Origin of the sequence: Pseudomonas sp. AF03-9, assembly GCF_020515815.1 — a bacterium.
In the GTDB taxonomy this organism is placed as follows: Bacteria; Pseudomonadota; Gammaproteobacteria; order Pseudomonadales; family Pseudomonadaceae; genus Aquipseudomonas.
This window is the reverse complement of the sequence record NZ_JAHPJF010000013.1, coordinates 1-17445: the sequence shown is the minus strand read 5'-3', so window position 1 is coordinate 17445 and position 17445 is coordinate 1. Positions and strand designations below refer to the sequence as shown.

Genomic DNA, 17445 nt, shown 5'->3' with positions numbered 1-17445 from the left:
TCTGGTTTTAGGGCGGCTTCGCCCCCCAGCGCGGGGCGAGCCCGCTCACTACAGATTTTGGTTGTTGGCGAGGGGCTGCGCCGCTGTCAGCGCATTCGCCAACCCCCTGCGACATTATTCAGGTTGTTCAGTCCTGCAACTGGATGTGCAACTCACCGTCCACTTCCTTGACCAGCTCGCTAGCCAAAAACAGCGGCACCAGACGCTTGTGCAATTGCGGCTCGACAAACTCCTTCACCGTCTCCAGTGCCAGTACGCCACTGAGTGGCAACTCAGCCTTGGTGTACGACAACCACGCCTTCTTCAACACCTGCAACACATCGCTGCCCGAGGTGGTGGCGAAGCGACGGTGGGTGGGTTTGCCGTCAAAGGTAAAGGTGTGCTGGAACGCATAGCCGCTTTCATCGCCCTGGCTGGCGGTGCAGCGGATGCAGGTGCACGGGCCGTCGCCGAACGCTGTGCGCAGGTAGCTGTTGAAGTCCACCACGGGTTTGAGTGACAGGCGCTTATCCACCTCGAACAGGTCCCCGGTCATTTTTTCGTCAGTGTTCAACGTGCATTTCCTCGCAGGTTCGGCGGTTTTTCAGAGCGCGGCACAATAGCAGCTAAATTCGGCTCTGGCTCAATTCAAGATGCGGATCTTCACACGGCTCAGACGGCAATCAAACTGCGCTTGATCCAGTCATACAAGTCATTGCCCTCGCTCGACAACTCACTGTTGGCCCGCCGACACAGGTAGTACTGGCGGCCATCATTCACTTCCAGTTCAAACAGCTTCACCAGCTCGCCACTGGCCACCAGCGGTGCCACCAGCGGCTCGCGCAGCAGTGCGCAGCCCAGGCCGGTGAGGGTGGCGGTCAGCGCCAGTTGGCCGTCTTCCAGCAACAACCCATTCAACGCCGTGGCATCCACCTCGGCGGCCTCGAACCATTGGCCCCAGGTGCCGCGTTCTTCGTCGTGCAGCAGCGGCAGTTCACTCAGCGCTGCGGGCGTGTCGATCGGCCCGTGTTGCGCCAGGAAGGCGCGGCTGCAATAGGGCGTGACCGCGCCAGAAATCAGCGGCTCACTGTGATAGCCCGGCCAGTGCCCGGTGCCGAAACGGATCGACAGGTCGGCCGCGTCACTCGGGTAGCTGCGGTGGTTGGCATAGGTCACGTTGATGTCCAGTGCCGGGTGGTCCTTCAGGAAACTCGCCAAACGCGGGATGAACAGGTTGATGCCAAACAGTGGGATCAGGCTGATGGTCACCTGGCGCGTGGCGCTTTTTTCGCGCACATGTTCGGTGGCACTGCGCAGCACCGCAAACGCCGAACGGATGGCGCGGTAGTACTCGCGGCCTTCGTCGGTAAGCACCAGGTTGCGGCCTTGACGCAAGGTCAGCGGCTGCTGCAGGAAGTCTTCCAGCAAGTGCAGTTGATGGCTGATGGCCGAGGCGGAAACGTCCAGCTCGCGCGCGGCGGCATTCACCCCGCCATGACGGGCAAAGGCTTCGAACGTGCGCACGGCGCGCAGGGGAGGGTCATTGGCTAACTGTTCTGATTTATTCATGTGTTGAATTAAATACCAACTAAATCCACAAATAAAGAGCCATAAGCGCCGTATTTTCGGCATAAATAGCCTGTTTTAAGCTTGATATAACCATATGACTTTCTGTTATTTGATAAAAACAGAATAGATGCTTAGTGTGCCGCCCCTGTACGCACTGAGGTCGACGGTTTTCATGGATGGGTTTATCCAACAACTGCTCAATGGTTTGATGACGGGCAGTCTCTACGCGCTGGTGGCCCTGGGTTACACCATGGTCTACGGCATCTTGCGCATCATCAACTTTGCCCATGGCGATGTGTTGATGATCGGCGCGCTGGTGGGCCTGTCGGTAATCCGCTTGTTGCAGGCGACCTGGCCCGCTTTGCCGCCAGTGCTGGTGCTGCTCGGCGCCACTGTCGTCGCCATGGCGTTTTGCGCAGTTCTCGCGGTGGTGATCGAACGTGTCGCCTACCGTCGCTTGCGCCATGCCCCACGTCTGGCGCCGTTGATCAGCGGTATCGGTGTGTCGTTGCTGCTGCAAACCATCGCCATGCTGGTGTGGACCCGCAACCCGCAGATGTTCCCGCAACTGTTGCCGCTGGAGCCGATTGAAGTGTTGCCCGGCGCCTGCGCGCATCCGGCGATCACCAACGTCACGGCGCTGACGACGATTGCCATCGCCCTGTCAGTGATGGCCGCACTGCTGGTGCTGGTGGAGCGCACGCGCTTCGGTCGCGCCATGCGCGCCGTGGCAGAGAACCCGCAAGTCGCCAGCCTGATGGGCATCAGCCCCAATCGCGTGATCGTCATCACCTTTGCCATCGGCGGCGCATTGGCAGCGCTCGCCGGGATCATGATGGCCAGCAACTACGGCAGCGCGCATTTCTACATGGGCTTCTTGCCGGGCATCAAGGCCTTCACCGCTGCGGTGCTGGGTGGCATCGGCAACCTCAAGGGCGCCATGCTGGGCGGCTTGCTGCTGGGGTTGATCGAAGCCCTTGGTACCGGCTATCTGGGCGCGGCCACCAACGGCGTGTTTGGCAGTAATTACCAGGATGTGTTCGCCTTCATCGTGTTGATCGCGGTGCTGGTATTGCGTCCTTCCGGGTTGTTGGGTGAACGTTTGGCGAGCCGCGCATGATCAACTCCCTGACCCCCAACCAGCGCGCGAGCCTGGGCCTGCTGCTGTTCGCCGTGGCCCTGGTGCTGGCGCCGTGGATCGTTGGCCACGCCGGCGGCAACACCTGGGTGCGCACCCTGGATTTTGCCCTGCTGTACATCATGCTCGCCCTCGGGTTGAACATCGTGGTCGGTTACGCCGGGCTGCTGGACATGGGCTTCATCGCGTTCTACGCGGTGGGCGCCTACCTCGCCGCGCTGCTCTCGTCGCCCCATCTGCTGCAACAGTTTCCCGCGCTGGCGGCGTGGTTGCCGGCGGGCATGCACACCTCGATCTGGCTGATCCTGCCGTTGGGCGCGTTGCTCGCCGCCGGGTGCGGCGTGGTATTGGGCGCGCCGACCTTGCGCCTGCGCGGCGACTACCTGGCCATCGTCACCCTGGGTTTCGGCGAAATCATCCGCATCCTGCTGCGCAACCTCGATCGCCCGGTAAACATCACCAATGGGCCCAAGGGCATCGCCCAGGTCGACCCGGTCAACCTGCTCGGCGTCAACCTGGGCCGCACCCAGGAACTGTTCGGCCTGCGCCTGCCTTCGGTGTATCTCTATTACTACCTGTTTGCGGCGCTGGTGCTGCTGATCCTGTTCGCCTGCATCCGCCTGGAGCATTCGCGCATCGGCCGCGCCTGGGTAGCGATCCGTGAAGACGAAGACGCGGCCCAGGCCATGGGCATCAACACCGTGCGCCTCAAACTGCTGGCGTTTGCGATTGGCGCCGCGTTTGGCGGGGTGAGCGGGGCGTTGTTTGCGTCGTTCCAGGGCTTTGTTTCGCCCGAGTCTTTCACCCTCAACGAGTCCATCGCCGTGCTGGCGATGGTGGTGCTGGGCGGCATGGGGCATATCCCGGGCGTGATTCTTGGCTGCGTACTGCTCGCCGCCTTGCCCGAAGCCTTGCGCGCCAGCATGGGGCCGCTGCAACAGGCGCTGTTCGGCCAGGTGCTGGTGGACCCGGAGATCATCCGCCAGCTGTTCTACGGCCTGGCGCTGATTCTCGCGATGCTGTACCGACCCGCCGGATTGTGGCCCAAAGGAGTGGCACGATGAACGCACCGCTGTTGCAGATCGACAAGGTCAACAAACACTTCGGCGGCGTGATGGCGCTGACCGACGTGAGCCTGAGTATCCAGCCCGGCGAGATCTACGGATTGATCGGCCCGAATGGCGCGGGCAAGACCACCTTTTTCAACGTGATGACGGGGCTGTATACCCCGGACTCCGGGCGCTTCCAGCTCGAAGGCCGGGAGTACCAGCCCACCAGTGTGCATCAGGTGACCGAGGCCGGCATTGCGCGCACCTTTCAGAATATCCGCCTGTTCAATGCGATGAGCGCCCTGGAAAACGTCATGGTCGGTCGCCATGTGCGCACCCGCAATGGCTTGTGGGCGGCCTTGAGTCAGCACCGCAGCGCCCGCGACGAAGAGGCGCAAACACGCGCCCATGCTCATCGTTTGCTGGCCTATGTGGGCCTCGCCGGGTTTGCCAACTACCGCGCCGACAGCCTCAGCTACGGCCATCAACGACGCCTGGAAATCGCCCGCGCCCTGGCCACCGAACCACGCCTGTTGGCCCTGGATGAACCGGCGGCGGGCATGAACGCCAGTGAGAAAGTACAACTGCGAGGCCTGCTGGAAAAAATCCGCGACGACGGCCACACACTGCTGTTGATCGAACACGACGTGAAGCTGGTGATGGGCGTCTGCGACCGCATCAGCGTGCTCGATTATGGCCAGGTCATCGCCGTCGGACCGCCCGCTGAAGTCCGTCAGCACCCGGCGGTCATCCAGGCTTATCTCGGAGCCAGCGCCCATGTCTGAAGCCTTATTGAAAGTCGAGGGTTTGCAGGTGCGCTACGGCGCTATCGAAGCGGTCAAAGCCCTCGACCTGCATATCCACGAAGGCGAGCGCGTCACGCTGATCGGCGCCAATGGGGCGGGCAAAACCTCAAGCCTCAAGGCGTTGACCGGCCTGCTGCCGGCGGCGAAGGGCGAGATCCGCTTTGCCGGGCGATCGGTCCTTGGCCAGGCGCCCGAGCAACTGCTGCGCCAAGGCATCGCCATGGTCCCGGAAGGGCGCGGGATTTTCGCGCGCATGAGCGTGCTGGAAAACCTCCAGGCCGGGGCCTTTCTGCGCCGCGATCACGCGCAAGTGCAGCGCGAAATACGCGAGCTGTTTGGGCACTTCCCGCGCCTGGAAGAACGCCTGCACCAATCTGCCGGCCTGCTGTCCGGCGGCGAGCAACAGATGCTCGCCCTGGCCCGTGCGCTGTTGTCGCGCCCGCGTTTGTTGGTCCTCGATGAGCCGTCGATGGGCCTGGCACCGATCATGGTCGAGAAGATCTTCCAGGTGATCGACGACGTATGTCGCCAGGGCATGACCCTGTTGCTGGTCGAACAAAACGCGCGGCTGGCCCTGCAAGTCACCGACCGCGCCTACGTGATGGACACCGGCCGCATCAGCCTCAGCGGCCCGTCCCGGGATTTGCTCGAACACCCCGAGGTGCGCAGTGCGTACCTCGGCGAATAACCACACCCCCATGACGCTACCGGACGCCCGGCGTGTTCCGACCCGCCCGAAAAGAAGCAGGAACCCCAGATGAACACTTTGAACAAAACCGCATTGATCGGCCTGGCCCTGAGCAGCCTCGCCAGCGCCGTGGCCCAGGCCGACCAGACCGTGCTGATCGGCCTGGCAGGCCCACTCACCGGCCCGTCGGCCCGCATCGGCAAGGACCTGGAAAACGGCGCCAGACTGGCCATCGACCAGGCCAACGCCAAGCACCCGACAATCAACGGTGAGGCGGTGACCTTCAAGCTGGTCTCCGAAGATGACCAGTCCGACCCACGCACCGCCGTCACCGTGGCCCAGCGCCTGGTGGATGAAGGCGTGGTCGGCGTGGTCGGTCACTGGAACACCGGCACCAGCATCCCGGCGGCGCGGGTGTACCACGATGCCGGGATCGCCCAGGTGGCGCCGGTCGCGACCGGTCACGCGTACACCCAGCAGGGTTTTGATACCAGCTTTCGGATCATGGGCCATGACGATGACGGCGGTCAGGTCGCTGGCGACTATGCGCTGCACACGCTCAAGGCCAAGCGCATCGCCGTGATCGACGACCGCACTGCGTTCGGCCAGGGCCTGGCGGACCAGTTCGTCAAAGCCATCGAGGCCGGCGGCGGCAAAGTCGTCGGCCGCGAATACGTGGATGACAAGACCATCGACTTCAGCTCCGTGCTCACCAACATCCGCAGCCAGAATCCGGACCTGATCTTCTTCGGTGGCGTCGACTCCCAGGCTGCACCGCTGGCCCGTCGCATCAAGCAACTGGGGATCAAGGCGCCGTTGATGGGGGCCGGTGGCTTTGTCAGCCAGACCTTCCTGGAACTGGCGCAGAACGAAGGCGAGGGCGTGATTGCCTTGGAGCCGGGCCTGGCGATTGCGCAGATGCCCGGTGGCAAGGCGTTCGAGCAGGCCTACAAAGAGCGCTACAAGGCCAACATCGAACTGCATGCGCCGTTTGCCTACGACGGCGTTGGCGTGCTGGTGGCGGCTATCGAAAAAGCCGATTCGGTCGACCCGCAGAAATACCTGCCGGTGCTGCGCGCCATCAGCTACCCAGGCGTGACCGGCACCCTCGCGTTTGATGCCGAAGGCAACTTGAAAAAACCGTCGTTCACCGTGTACCAGGTCAAGGCCAACCAATGGCAGCCGGTCAGCATGGCGGGCGGCCAGTAACCCACTGGGCGGGCACGAGCTTATTGTAGTGAGCGGGCTTGCCCGCGCTGGGTGGCGAAGCCGCCCCAAACCCAGGCACTGCGGTCTTCCTGATACACCGCGGCGGACCGTTTTGGGGCGGCTTCGCCCCCCAGCGCGGGGCAAGCCCGCTCACTACAGGTTTAGGTTTTTTGGAGGTGGACAATGAGCAAACTGGAAGGTGAACTGGGCATCCTCGCCCGGCGGCGGATCGAGGCCGAAATCATCAAGCCGATCTACGAGATCTTGAAGCGCGAGCAGGGCAAGGACTTTGCCGCCGCCGTGATCGGCGAAGCCGTGGGCAATGCGGCGATCCAGGCGGGCAAGCATTTTGCCGCGCTGGAACAGCAGGCTGACCTCAAGAGCTTCGTCGAGCTGCAAGTGCTCTGGGAAAAGGACGACGCGCTGAAAGTCGAGATCATCGCCAGCGACGCCGAGCGCTATGACTACGACGTCAAGCGCTGCCGCTACGCCGAGATGTACACCGAAATGGGCCTGGGCGAAATCGGCCACCTGTTGTCGTGCAACCGCGACGAGCTGTTTATCGTCGGCTACAACCCGGACATCGAACTGACCCGAACCCAGACCATCATGGGCGGCGATCACCGCTGCGACTTCCGCTACCGGGCCAAGCCCCATGAGTAACCTGGCGCGGGTGAACGGCAAGCGTCTGTGGGACTCGCTGATGGACATGGCGCAAATCGGCGCCACCGAAAAGGGCGGCGTCTCGCGCCTGGCGCTGACCGATGAAGACCGCCGCGGTCGCGACCTGTTCGTGCAGTGGTGCACGGCCGCCGGGTGCAGCATCCGTGTGGACGCCATGGGCAACATCTTCGCCCGCCGCGCCGGGCGCCAGAATCATCTGGCCCCAGTGCTGACCGGCTCCCATGGCGACTCGCAACCCTTCGGCGGCAAGTACGACGGCATCTACGGCGTGCTCGCCGGGCTGGAAGTGCTGCGAACCTTAAATGACCTGGGTATCGAGACCGAGCGGCCGATTGAAGTGGTCAACTGGACCAACGAAGAGGGCTCGCGTTTCGCCCCGGCCATGATTTCGTCCGGCGTTTACGCGGGCGTGTTTGACCTGGAATACGGCCTGTCCCGTGCCGACAAAAACGGCGTGAGCATCGGCCAGGCCTTGCAGCAGATCGGCTACGCCGGCCCCGAACCTGTAGGTGGCCAGGCGGTGCATGCGGCGTTTGAACTGCACATCGAACAAGGCCCGATCCTTGAAGCGCAAGGCATCACCATCGGCGTCGTCACCGGTGCCCAGGGCCAGCGTTGGTATGAAGTTGAGCTGAACGGCCGCAGCGCCCACGCCGGCACTACGCCGATGGACCATCGCCTGGACGCCTTGCTCGGCTTTGCCCGCGTGGTCGAGGCGGTCAACGGCTTGGGCCTGGAGCAGGGCGCTGAAGGGCGTGCCACGGTGGGCATGGCCAACATCTTCCCCAACTCGCGCAACGTGGTGCCGGGGCGGGTGTTTTTCAGCGTGGAATTCCGCCACCCGGATGAAGCGGTATTGGCGCGCCAGGATCAGCAGTTGCGTGATGCGGTGGCACAGATCGCCGACGGGATTGGTTTGCAGCACAGCGTGAAGCAAATTTTCCAATACGCACCGATTGCGTTTGATGCTGATTGCGTCGAAGTGGTGCGGGCATCGGCTGAGCGACTGGGGTACAGCCATCGGCCGATGATCTCCGGGGCCGGGCATGATGCCTGCTACCTGAACCAGGTGGCGCCGACGGCGATGATCTTTGTGCCTTGTGTGGATGGCTTGAGCCATAACGAAGCGGAGGAGATTTCGCCAGAGTGGTCGACGGCGGGAGCGGATGTGCTGCTCCAGGCCATCCTGGCCAAGTCCTCTATCTAGCGGGCCTACCTCAATCAAAATGTGGGAGCGGGCTTGCTCGCGAATGCGGTGGGTCAGTCAACATGTTTGGGTCTGATACACCGTCTTCGCGAGCAAGCCCGCTCCCACACAAGCCCGCTCCCAGACTGGGTCTCCTGTATCTGATGCGTCGAGGGTTTCAGCGGAAAAACTCGCCGGGCGTCGCATCAAACTGCTGGCGAAACGCATTGATAAACGCCGACGTCGACTCATACCCACACCCCAGCGCCACATCCGTGACCCGCTCGCCGCGTTCCAGGGCGGGCAGGGCGGTCAGCAAGCGCAGGCGCTGGCGCCAGGCGCGGAACGTCAGCCCGGTATCGCTCAGGAACAACCGGCTCAGGGTCTTTTCACTCACGGCCAACTTGCGGCTCCAGTCCCCCAGGGTGGTCTGCTGTTCCGGGTGCAGGTTCAGGCTGCGGTAGATCTGGCGCAAACGCGGGTCCAGTGGCAGCGGCAGCATCAAATCCACCTGCGGCGCTGCCGCCAGTTGGTCCAGCACCACCTGGGCCAGGCGCCCGTCCGGGCCGTCCTCGGCATATTCCACCGGCAGTTCGCTGAAGCTGCGGATCAATTCGCGCAGCAGGCTGCTGACCTCCAGCACATGGCAACGCGCATCCGCCCAGGCGGTGACGCGGCAGTCCAGGTAGAGGCTGCGCATTTCCGTGCGCGGCGAACTGAACACGCGGTGCGGCATGCCCGCCGGAATCCATACCGCGCGCTGCGGCGGGGCGACGAAGCGGCCGACGCTGGTCTGGATCTCCAGCACCCCGGCAATCGCATAGGACAACTGCACCCACGGGTGACTGTGGCGACGGGTCAGCGCACGGTTGGGCAGCGATTCGGTGCGCCCGTACACCGGCCGCGGCAGGCTGGCGAGCCCGGGCACACTGCGGCGAACGGTTTTGTCCTGTCCTTTAGGCGGCATTTGTTGGCTCATTGGCGTTAGTCGGTAACAAGCCGTTACGTTAGAGTCGTCCAGACGCTCTTGGCAACCCCCGGAAGACCTACTTATGACTCGTCCGCGTTTTCTCCCTGACAACTTCACCCTGACCCTGATCGCCACGGTGATCCTCGCCTCATTGCTGCCCGCCAGCGGCCAGACCGCCGTGGCGTTTGGTTGGGTGACCAATCTGGCCATCGCGCTGCTGTTTTTCCTGCACGGCGCCAAGCTGTCGAACCAGGCGATCATTGCCGGGGCCGGGCATTGGCGCCTGCACTTGCTGGTGTTCAGCCTGACCTTTGTGCTGTTCCCGCTGCTGGGCCTGGCGCTCAAACCGCTGCTGTCGCCGCTGATCGGCAACGAGCTGTACATGGGCATGCTTTACCTCTGCGCGCTGCCGGCCACGGTGCAGTCGGCGATTGCCTTTACTTCCCTGGCACGGGGCAATATCCCGGCGGCGATTTGCAGCGCGGCGGCGTCCAGCCTGTTTGGGATTTTCCTCACGCCGTTGCTGGTGACGCTGCTGCTCAATGTGCACGGCGAAGGCAGCAGCACCCTCGACGCCATTGTGAAAATCAGCGTGCAACTGCTGCTGCCGTTTATCGCCGGGCAGATCGCCCGCCGCTGGATTGGCGCGTGGGTGGGGCGCAACAAGGCCTGGCTGAAATTCGTCGATCAGGGTTCGATCCTGCTGGTGGTCTACGGCGCGTTCAGCGAAGCGGTCAATGAGGGGATCTGGCACCAGATCCCGCTGTGGGAACTCGGCGGCCTGGTGGTGGCGTGCTGTGTGTTGCTGGCCCTGGTGCTGGTGGCCTCGACGGTGCTGGCCAAGGCCTTTGGCTTCAACCAGGAAGACCGCATCACCATCTTGTTCTGCGGCTCGAAGAAAAGCCTGGCGACCGGGGTGCCGATGGCCCAGGTGTTGTTCGCCGGGGCGAGCATGGGCGTGCTGATCCTGCCGTTGATGCTGTTTCACCAGATCCAGCTGATGGTGTGTGCGGCGTTGGCGCAGCGCTATGCGAATCGGCCAGAGTCGATTCCGGAGTTGATGGGGCAGGTGGACCCGTAATTTTTCCTTCAGCTGCTGACGAGTAGCCTCAAGTAAATTCGGGGCCAGACGACATTCTTGTTAACAACCCAAGAAGGAATGTCGTCATGAACAACGTTATGCGTTTGTCAGTGCTCACCGGCTTTCTTGCAATGTGGACGGGGGTGAGCATGGCTGCACCCTCCGGTGTCATCCGGTTTTCCGGCAGTGTAGTCATGCCGGGTTGTGAGTCGGCTGCGGTGGGCGGCCGGACGCTGGAGTTGAGGGGCTGTCCGCAGGCCAGTCGCGGCAGCGGGTTTGATGTGCGTTCGGTCGGCAGCGTCAAGGCGCTGGGCAATGCGCCAGCCAACGTCAAGTTGGTGAGCGACAGCGGCGACGGGCGTTATTACGACCAACGGTATGAGCTGGTCGACGCCGCTGGAAAGCCGATTCAGTCCGGGCTCTACGTGGTCACCATGACCGCGCCATGACGAAATTGATGGATTTTTGATTAGGAACAGCGCCAACAGCCGGGCCAGAAACCTATAGAATGCCCGGCGGCGGCGCTTGTCCTGGGTGGCCGTCTGATCATCGTCCGAGTACCGCGCCCTTCAATGAGCCATTCAGCTGCAACTCCCCAAGCCAACTGGCAACCGGTCTTCGCCCTCGCGTTGGCCGCCTTTGTGTTCAACACCACCGAATTCGTGCCCGTCGGGTTGCTCAGCGCCATCGGCGCCAGCTTTGACATGCCGGTGTCCAGCGTCGGCCTGATGCTGACCATCTACGCATGGATCGTGTCGCTGACGTCGCTGCCGGTGATGCTGCTGACCCGCAACGTCGAACGGCGCAAGCTGCTGATCGTGCTGTTCGGCCTGTTTATCGCCAGTCATGTGCTGTCCAGCGTCGCCACCAGTTTTGGCCTGTTGATGGTCAGTCGCGTTGGCATCGCTTTGTCCCATGCATTGTTCTGGTCGATCACCGCGTCGCTCGCCGTGCGCCTGGCGCCGGAAGGCAAGCAGGTGCAGGCCCTCGGCCTGTTGGCCACTGGCACCTCCTTGGCCATGGTATTGGGGATTCCGCTGGGTCGCCTGCTCGGCGAAGCCATGGGCTGGCGCACCACTTTCCTGGTGATCGGCGCGTTCGCCGCGGCCCTGGTGTTCTGGCTGGCGCGCACCTTGCCGCTGTTGCCAAGCCAGAACTCCGGCTCGCTGCGCAGCCTGCCGCTGTTGTTCAAACGCCCCGCGCTGGTGGCGCTCTACGTGCTCACCGCGCTGACGGTGACCGCGCAATTCACCGCCTACAGCTACATCGAGCCCTTCGTCGAAGGCGTGGCCGGCATGAGCGGCAGTGCAGTGACCCTGATCCTGCTGGTCTTCGGTGGTGCGGGCATCATCGGCTCGCTGTTGTTCAGCCTGGTGCACCGCCTCAACCCGCACCTGTTCGTGGTCGGCGCAGTGTCCATCCTCGCTGCGTGCCTGGCGCTGATGCTGCCGTTGAGCGGTGCTGAATCCTACCTCGTCGGCCTGAGCATCTTCTGGGGCATGGCGATCATGGGCTTTGGCCTGGCGATGCAGTCCAAGGTCCTGGTCCTCGCACCGGACGCCACCGACGTGGCCATGGCGATGTTCTCCGGCATCTACAACATCGGCATCGGCGGCGGCGCCCTGATGGGCAGTTGGGTCGGTAGCCAGTTCGGCTTCGCCTGGATCGGCGCGGCGGGCGGGTTGTTGGCGGCGCTGGCGTTGGTTGGGTATTGCCTGGCGATTCGGCGGTTTGGGCAGGGTGTGCCACACGGCTAAAACCGGACAAGTCTTATAGGGCGCCTCAAGACCCATTGCTACCGTCACCCAGGACCGCCCACGTCCTGTGGTGGCGGCACGTGAACAGCAATGGAGTCGATTGTGCAAAAGCGTTTGACCGCAGAGTTTCTCGGTACTTTCTGGCTGACCTTTGGCGGCTGTGGCAGCGCCATCCTGGCGGCGGCCTTTCCGGAGTTGGGCATTGGATTTGTCGGCGTATCCCTGGCGTTCGGCCTCACGGTGCTGACCATGGCCTATGCGGTGGGCGGCATCTCGGGCGGGCACTTCAACCCGGCGGTGACGGTTGGCCTATGGGCCGGGCGGCGGATGGCCGGCGTGGACGTGTTGCCGTACCTCGCCGCGCAAGTCAGCGCGGCGATCGTTGCGGCTGCAGCGTTGTACCTGATTGCCAACGGGCAGCCAGGCTTTGCTGCAGGTGGTTTTGCCGCCAACGGCTACGGGCCCTTGAGCCCAGGCCAATTCGATATGAAAGCCGCGCTGCTGGCTGAATTGATCGCCACGTTCTTCTTTGTGTTCATCATCATGCGCGTGACCGCTCCGGGCACTGTGCCTGGGTTTGCACCGATTGCGATTGGCTTGGCACTGACCCTGATTCACTTGGTGCTGATCCCGGTGACCAACACCTCGGTGAACCCGGCACGCAGCACCGGGCCGGCGCTGTTTGCGGGGGGTGAGTACATCGCGCAGTTATGGCTGTTCTGGCTGGCGCCGATGGTGGGCGGGGTGTTGGGTGCGGTGGCGGCGCGTAGGTTTGAGTAGTGAGCGGGCTTGCCCCGGTACAAACCGGGGACATCGTTTACATATCTAACCGGGGACATGGTTTACAGGTTAATACGCATGATCAGGAGGTAACTGATCATGCCCTGGAACCAACAGTCCCACCGCCTTCGCAGCCTCACTAAAGTTCGACAGCTCCCACAGGAGATTGGCAGTGTCTGGGCGACCTCCAGCCGAACACTGATAGCCCAGCACCGCCGATCACCTGTGGGAGCGCGCTTGCCCGCGAAAGCGCTGGTTCAGCCAACACCTCTACCAACAGTCCCACCGCCTTCGCAGCCTCACTAAAGTTCGACAGCTCCCGCAAGGACTGGCAGTGCCTGGGCGATCTCCAGCAAGCGCCTAATGCCCTTCACGTCCTTGCACCCAAGGCCGTTCCACAGTTGACCCGATTACGGCTTCCAGGTGTCGACATCCTTGGCATCCACGGATTTGGGCAGCAAGCCCGCCTTGAAGAACGCATCGGCAATCTTCTGCTGTTCACCCAACTGCTCGACCGTCACCGGCTGCACCAGGTAGCTGCGGTGCGCATTCGCCGCTTCCACCGTGGCGACATCCAGGTTGCCCCACAGCGGGCCGAGCACTTTTGCTGCGTCCTGCGGGTTGCTCTTCACCCATTTCCCGGCTTTTTCCAACTGCTCATACACCACCTTCAACACCTCGGGATGGGCCTTGGCGTACGGGGTGCCGGTCAGGTAGTAACGCTTGTAGCTGGCCAGCCCGCTGCCGTCCGTGAGGGTGCGGGTCGGCAGTTGGCGCTGCACGCCGGTGAGGAAGGGTTCCCAGGTGACCCAGGCATCCACCTTATTGTTCTCGAACGCGGCGCGGCCGTCGGCGGGGGACAGGTAGGCGGGCTCGATGTCGGCGAATGCCAACCCGGCCTTGGCCAGTGCAGCGATCAGCAAGTAATGGGTACCGGCGGCCTTGGTCACCGCGATTTTCTTGCCTTTCAAATCGCTGAGCTGCTGGATCGGCGAGTCCTTGCGCACCACGATGGCCTGGGCCGAAGGCGAGGGCGCTTCCTGGGCGAAGTAGGTGAGTTTGGCCTGGGCCGCCTGGGCGAAGATCGGCACGGTGTCGGCGACGTCGGCGCTGATGTCGACGTTGCCCACATTCAACGCTTCGAGCAGCGGCAGGCCACTGGGGAACTCGTGCCAGGACACGTCAATGTGTTCGGCCTTGAGGGCGGTTTCCAAGGTGCCCTGGGTCTTCAACAGAGTGATCAGGGTGGACGACTTCTGATAACCGATACGCAGGGTCTCCTGGGCTTCGGCACTGATCGCAACGCAGAGGACCAACAGCCCGAATGCAGCGGCGAGGGGGCGACGGATAGACATGGCAGGCTCGATCTTCAACGGAATGCGGCCAATCTTAAAGTTCTAAAAACTATTCGATAAATACTCTTTCGATCTTAGCTTAGGGCACTTTTTCCGCGATCCGACGAATCGGGCATAACCATAGAATTATAGGGTCCTTTCATAATCATTCGTCATTAATATAATCGAAAGCGATTTATTTTCGAGCCCTGTGCAATTTTTGGCATATGGCTGCTGGCCTCTTTGAAGGGAAACTCTCCATGGCTGCATTCGACCATTTGACCCGTCGCCACTTGCTCGGCATCGCCGGCATCACCCTGGCCGGCCTGACGCTGCCGCACCTGGCTTTCGGTGCCGACGAACACGCCGGCCACCACCCGCCGCAGGAGCCCTCGGGCACTGGCGATTTCATCCGCCTCGACGCCCCGCGCAAACTCAAGCTGGCCGTCAACCTCAACGCCGTATGCCTGGCTCCGGTGGTGATCGCCCACGGGCAGGGTTTTTTCACCCGGCACAACCTGGACGTGGAATTGGTCAACTTCGGCAACTCCACCGAGGTGCTGCTGGAGGCCATCGCCACCGGCAAGGCCGATGCGGGCGTGGGCATGGCGCTGCGTTGGCTCAAGGCACTGGAGCAGGGCTTCGACGTCAAACTCACCGCCGGTACCCACGGCGGTTGCCTGCGTTTGCTCAGTGCCGCGAATGGCCGTATCAGCAAGCTGGAAGACCTCAAGGGCAAGGCCATTGGCGTCACCGACATGGCCAGCCCGGACCGCAATTTCTTCTCGATCCTGCTGAAAAAACACGGCGTTGACCCGGTGCGTGACGTGGAGTGGCGCCTGTACCCCGCCGACTTGCTCGGCACCGCCCTGGAGCGCGGCGAAGTGCAGGCGGTGAGCGGCAGCGACCCGTTCATGTATCGCCTGATCAAGTCCGGCGTGGCGCGGGAACTGTCCACCAACCTGGTGGAGGAATACGCCAACCTCAGTTGCTGCGTGGTCGGTGTCACCGGCAAGTTGGTGCGCGAAGACAAACGCGTGGTTGCGGCGCTGACCCAGGCGATCCTCGAAGCCCATGACTATAGCGTGCAACACCCGGAAGCGGTCGCCAAAGGCTTCCAGGCCCATGCGCTGAACACTTCGGTGGAAGAAGTGCAGGCGATCCTTCACGACCACACCCACGGCCACCACGCGGTGGGGGCGGCGTTGACCGAGGAAATCCTGACTTACGTCACCGACCTGAAAACCGTCGAAGTGATCAGCAAGAGTACTGACCCGGCGGAGTTTGCCAAGGAGATCACCGCCGATGTCTTCAGCTGACGCGACAACCCTCAACCCGCCGCTGACATTCAAGGCCTGGGGGCAGGGCGCCGCCGTGGTGGCGGCCTGGCTGGCCGTCGCGCTGTTGATCAGCTACTGGCCCAACGCGGTGCGCCATTGGCCGATGACCCAGGGCTTGGCGAATCTCTGCGTGGGTCTGGCGGTCTTGTTCGTTGTGCTGAGCCTGCTCGGTCTGCGTATCGCCAAACTGGGCCAGCGCCTGCGTACTGGCGCGCCGTGGTTGATCGCCTTGCCGGTGCTGCTGGGCATCTGGGAGCTGCTCACCGCCAAACTCGCGCTCCTTCCGGTGCCGTTTTTTGCACCACCCCAGGCCTTGCTCGCGGTGTACGTCGAAGACTACGCACGCCTGGCCGACAGCCTGCTCAACTCCGCGTTGCTGCTCGGTTCGGGCGTGGCGCTGGGGGCGATCAGCGGGTTTATCGCCGGTGTCGCCATCGGTTGGTCAGCGCGTATCGGCTATTGGCTGCACCCGCTGCTGCGCATCCTTGGCCCGGTGCCGTCGACGGCCTTGTTGCCGCTGTGCTTTTTCCTGTTTCCGAGCAGCTGGAGCGCGAGTGTGTTTCTGATCGCGCTGGCCACCTGGTTTCCGGTCACGGTGCTGACCTGGTCCGGTGTGGCCAGCGTGGACAAGGCCTATTACGACGTGGCACGCACCCTCGGCGCCAAGCAAGGCTTCCTGATTTTCAAAGTGGCGATTCCGGCGGCGCTGCCCCACGTATTCGTCGGTTTGTTCATGGGCTTGGGCGCCTCGTTTTCGACCCTGGTGGTGGCGGAAATGATGGGGGTCAAATCCGGCATCGGCTGGTATCTGCAATGGGCCCAAGGCTGGGCCGCTTACGCGAATATGTACGCCGCACTGTTGATCATGGCATTGGCCTGTTCGGGGTTGATCACCGGGTTGTTTCTGGTGCGTGACCGCTTGCTGGCCTGGCAGAAAGGAGCGATGAAATGGTAGCCCTGGCACACGCGGTATCGGCGTCGACGGGATTGGCGCTGCGCATCGACAACCTCAGCCACGGTTTTGCCCTGGACGGCGAGCATTTGCCGGTGTTGGAACGGGTGTCGCTGGACGTGGCGCCGGGGGAATTCGTCGCACTGCTCGGTCCTTCCGGCTGCGGCAAATCCACCCTGCTGCGCTTGGTCGCCGGGCTGGAACCGGCGGATTCCGGGCGCTTGCTCGCCGACGGCGCACCCATCACCGGGCCTGACCCGAGCCGCGTGGTGGTGTTCCAGGACCCGACCCTCTACCCCTGGCGCCGGGTGTGGGACAACGTTGCGCTGGGCCTGGAAGCCCAGGGTTTGCTCAAGACGCATTCGGCCAAGGTCGATGAGGCCCTGGACAAGGTCGGCCTGCGCCAGTTCGCCCGCGCCTATCCGCGCCAGTTGTCCGGCGGCATGGCGCAGCGCGTGGCGTTGGCCCGTGCGCTGGTCAATCAACCGCGCTTGCTGATCCTCGACGAACCGCTGGGCAAGCTGGACTCCCTGACGCGCATCACCATGCAAAAAGAATTGATCGAGTTGTGGCAACGCCAGGGCTACACGGCGTTGCTGGTGACCCATGACGTGGAAGAAGCCTTGCTGCTGGCCAACCGCGTGATCGTATTCAACGATCGCCCGGCAAAAATCCAGGCACAGTTGACCATCGAACGGCCGTACCCCCGGCATCGTGATGATCCGTATCTGGTCGACTTGCGGCGGCAGATCCTGGGCCTGCTCGGGTTGGGAGAAAACTGGTAGAAACCGACCCGAAACAGGCAGGGCCATGTAGTGAGCGGGCTTGCCCGCGCTGGGTGGCGAAGCCGCCCCAAACCCAGGCACCTCGACCTCCCTGAAACACCGCGTCGGTCGTGTTGGGGCGGCTTCGCCCCCCGGCGC

18 protein-coding genes are annotated in these 17445 nt (G+C 63.0%); 14 read left to right on the top strand and 4 right to left on the bottom strand.

All coding sequences use genetic code 11. The features are described from left to right. Window positions 1–127: 127 nt before the first annotated feature. Both LIY36_RS16575 and LIY36_RS16570 read right to left on the bottom strand, forming a co-directional pair. Entirely contained in the window at window positions 128–553 is a 426-nt protein-coding gene (locus LIY36_RS16575) for a hypothetical protein (RefSeq protein WP_192296441.1), read from the bottom strand. Between the two features lie 98 nt (window positions 554–651). Beyond that, complete coding sequence (locus tag LIY36_RS16570; protein ID WP_226456328.1) at window positions 652–1548, bottom strand: LysR substrate-binding domain-containing protein; 897 nt, start codon at window positions 1546–1548, stop codon at window positions 652–654. Between the two features lie 172 nt (window positions 1549–1720). On the opposite strand from LIY36_RS16570, the gene LIY36_RS16565 reads away from it, so the two are divergent. From LIY36_RS16565 to LIY36_RS16535, 7 genes are all read left to right on the top strand, one after another. Further along, the gene (locus LIY36_RS16565; RefSeq protein ID WP_226456327.1) at window positions 1721–2668 is read left to right on the top strand and encodes a branched-chain amino acid ABC transporter permease; all 948 of its coding nucleotides are present in this window, start codon (window positions 1721–1723) and stop codon (window positions 2666–2668) included. Further along, a complete protein-coding gene (locus tag LIY36_RS16560; protein ID WP_226456326.1) occupies window positions 2665–3750 on the top strand; it encodes a branched-chain amino acid ABC transporter permease in 1086 nt (361 codons plus the stop codon). The genes LIY36_RS16565 and LIY36_RS16560 overlap by 4 nt, the downstream gene beginning before the upstream one ends. Further along, the gene (locus tag LIY36_RS16555; RefSeq protein ID WP_226456325.1) at window positions 3747–4520 is read left to right on the top strand and encodes an ABC transporter ATP-binding protein; all 774 of its coding nucleotides are present in this window, start codon (window positions 3747–3749) and stop codon (window positions 4518–4520) included. Before LIY36_RS16560 ends, LIY36_RS16555 begins: the two co-directional genes overlap by 4 nt. After that, window positions 4513–5229, top strand: coding sequence for an ABC transporter ATP-binding protein (locus LIY36_RS16550; RefSeq protein ID WP_226456324.1), 717 nt, complete (start codon window positions 4513–4515; stop codon window positions 5227–5229). The genes LIY36_RS16555 and LIY36_RS16550 overlap by 8 nt, the downstream gene beginning before the upstream one ends. A 69-nt stretch (window positions 5230–5298) precedes the next feature. Then, window positions 5299–6438 (top strand): branched-chain amino acid ABC transporter substrate-binding protein, encoded by a 1140-nt coding sequence (locus LIY36_RS16545; protein WP_226456323.1) that lies wholly within the window; start codon window positions 5299–5301, stop codon window positions 6436–6438. A gap of 183 nt (window positions 6439–6621) precedes the next feature. Next, the gene (locus tag LIY36_RS16540; protein ID WP_192296434.1) at window positions 6622–7101 is read left to right on the top strand and encodes an L-2-amino-thiazoline-4-carboxylic acid hydrolase; all 480 of its coding nucleotides are present in this window, start codon (window positions 6622–6624) and stop codon (window positions 7099–7101) included. Further along, window positions 7094–8329, top strand: a complete 1236-nt coding sequence (locus LIY36_RS16535) for a Zn-dependent hydrolase (RefSeq protein ID WP_226456322.1) — start codon at window positions 7094–7096, stop codon at window positions 8327–8329. Before LIY36_RS16540 ends, LIY36_RS16535 begins: the two co-directional genes overlap by 8 nt. Before the next feature lie 157 nt (window positions 8330–8486). Here the strand turns inward: LIY36_RS16535 and LIY36_RS16530 are convergent, their stop codons facing one another. Further along, window positions 8487–9275 carry an AraC family transcriptional regulator gene (locus tag LIY36_RS16530; RefSeq protein WP_192296432.1) on the bottom strand — a complete coding sequence of 263 codons (789 nt, stop codon included), beginning with the start codon at window positions 9273–9275 and terminating at the stop codon, window positions 8487–8489. An 85-nt stretch (window positions 9276–9360) separates the two neighbouring features. Between LIY36_RS16530 and LIY36_RS16525 the strand changes: the two genes are divergently transcribed. The 4 genes from LIY36_RS16525 (at window position 9361) to aqpZ (ending at window position 12896) form a co-directional block, all read left to right on the top strand. After that, window positions 9361–10359, top strand: coding sequence for a bile acid:sodium symporter family protein (locus tag LIY36_RS16525; RefSeq protein ID WP_192296431.1), 999 nt, complete (start codon window positions 9361–9363; stop codon window positions 10357–10359). A gap of 86 nt (window positions 10360–10445) precedes the next feature. Then, the gene (locus LIY36_RS16520; protein ID WP_226456321.1) at window positions 10446–10808 is read left to right on the top strand and encodes a type 1 fimbrial protein; all 363 of its coding nucleotides are present in this window, start codon (window positions 10446–10448) and stop codon (window positions 10806–10808) included. Window positions 10809–10931: 123 nt separating this feature from the next. Beyond that, the gene (locus tag LIY36_RS16515; protein WP_192296429.1) at window positions 10932–12116 is read left to right on the top strand and encodes a sugar transporter; all 1185 of its coding nucleotides are present in this window, start codon (window positions 10932–10934) and stop codon (window positions 12114–12116) included. A gap of 90 nt (window positions 12117–12206) precedes the next feature. Then, entirely contained in the window at window positions 12207–12896 is a 690-nt protein-coding gene (gene aqpZ, locus LIY36_RS16510; protein ID WP_226456320.1) for an aquaporin Z, read from the top strand. Between the two features lie 410 nt (window positions 12897–13306). Here the strand turns inward: aqpZ and LIY36_RS16505 are convergent, their stop codons facing one another. Beyond that, the gene (locus tag LIY36_RS16505) at window positions 13307–14251 is read right to left on the bottom strand and encodes an aliphatic sulfonate ABC transporter substrate-binding protein (RefSeq protein WP_226456319.1); all 945 of its coding nucleotides are present in this window, start codon (window positions 14249–14251) and stop codon (window positions 13307–13309) included. 239 nt (window positions 14252–14490) lie between these two features. On the opposite strand from LIY36_RS16505, the gene LIY36_RS16500 reads away from it, so the two are divergent. The 3 genes from LIY36_RS16500 to LIY36_RS16490 are packed head-to-tail and all read left to right on the top strand — an operon-like array spanning window position 14491 to window position 17307. Beyond that, window positions 14491–15549, top strand: coding sequence for an ABC transporter substrate-binding protein (locus tag LIY36_RS16500; RefSeq protein WP_226456318.1), 1059 nt, complete (start codon window positions 14491–14493; stop codon window positions 15547–15549). Further along, window positions 15536–16525: an ABC transporter permease gene (locus LIY36_RS16495; RefSeq protein WP_226456317.1), complete on the top strand. Its 990-nt coding sequence runs from the start codon at window positions 15536–15538 to the stop codon at window positions 16523–16525. Before LIY36_RS16500 ends, LIY36_RS16495 begins: the two co-directional genes overlap by 14 nt. Further along, window positions 16519–17307 carry an ABC transporter ATP-binding protein gene (locus tag LIY36_RS16490; protein ID WP_226456316.1) on the top strand — a complete coding sequence of 263 codons (789 nt, stop codon included), beginning with the start codon at window positions 16519–16521 and terminating at the stop codon, window positions 17305–17307. The genes LIY36_RS16495 and LIY36_RS16490 overlap by 7 nt, the downstream gene beginning before the upstream one ends. Window positions 17308–17445 lie beyond the last annotated feature (138 nt).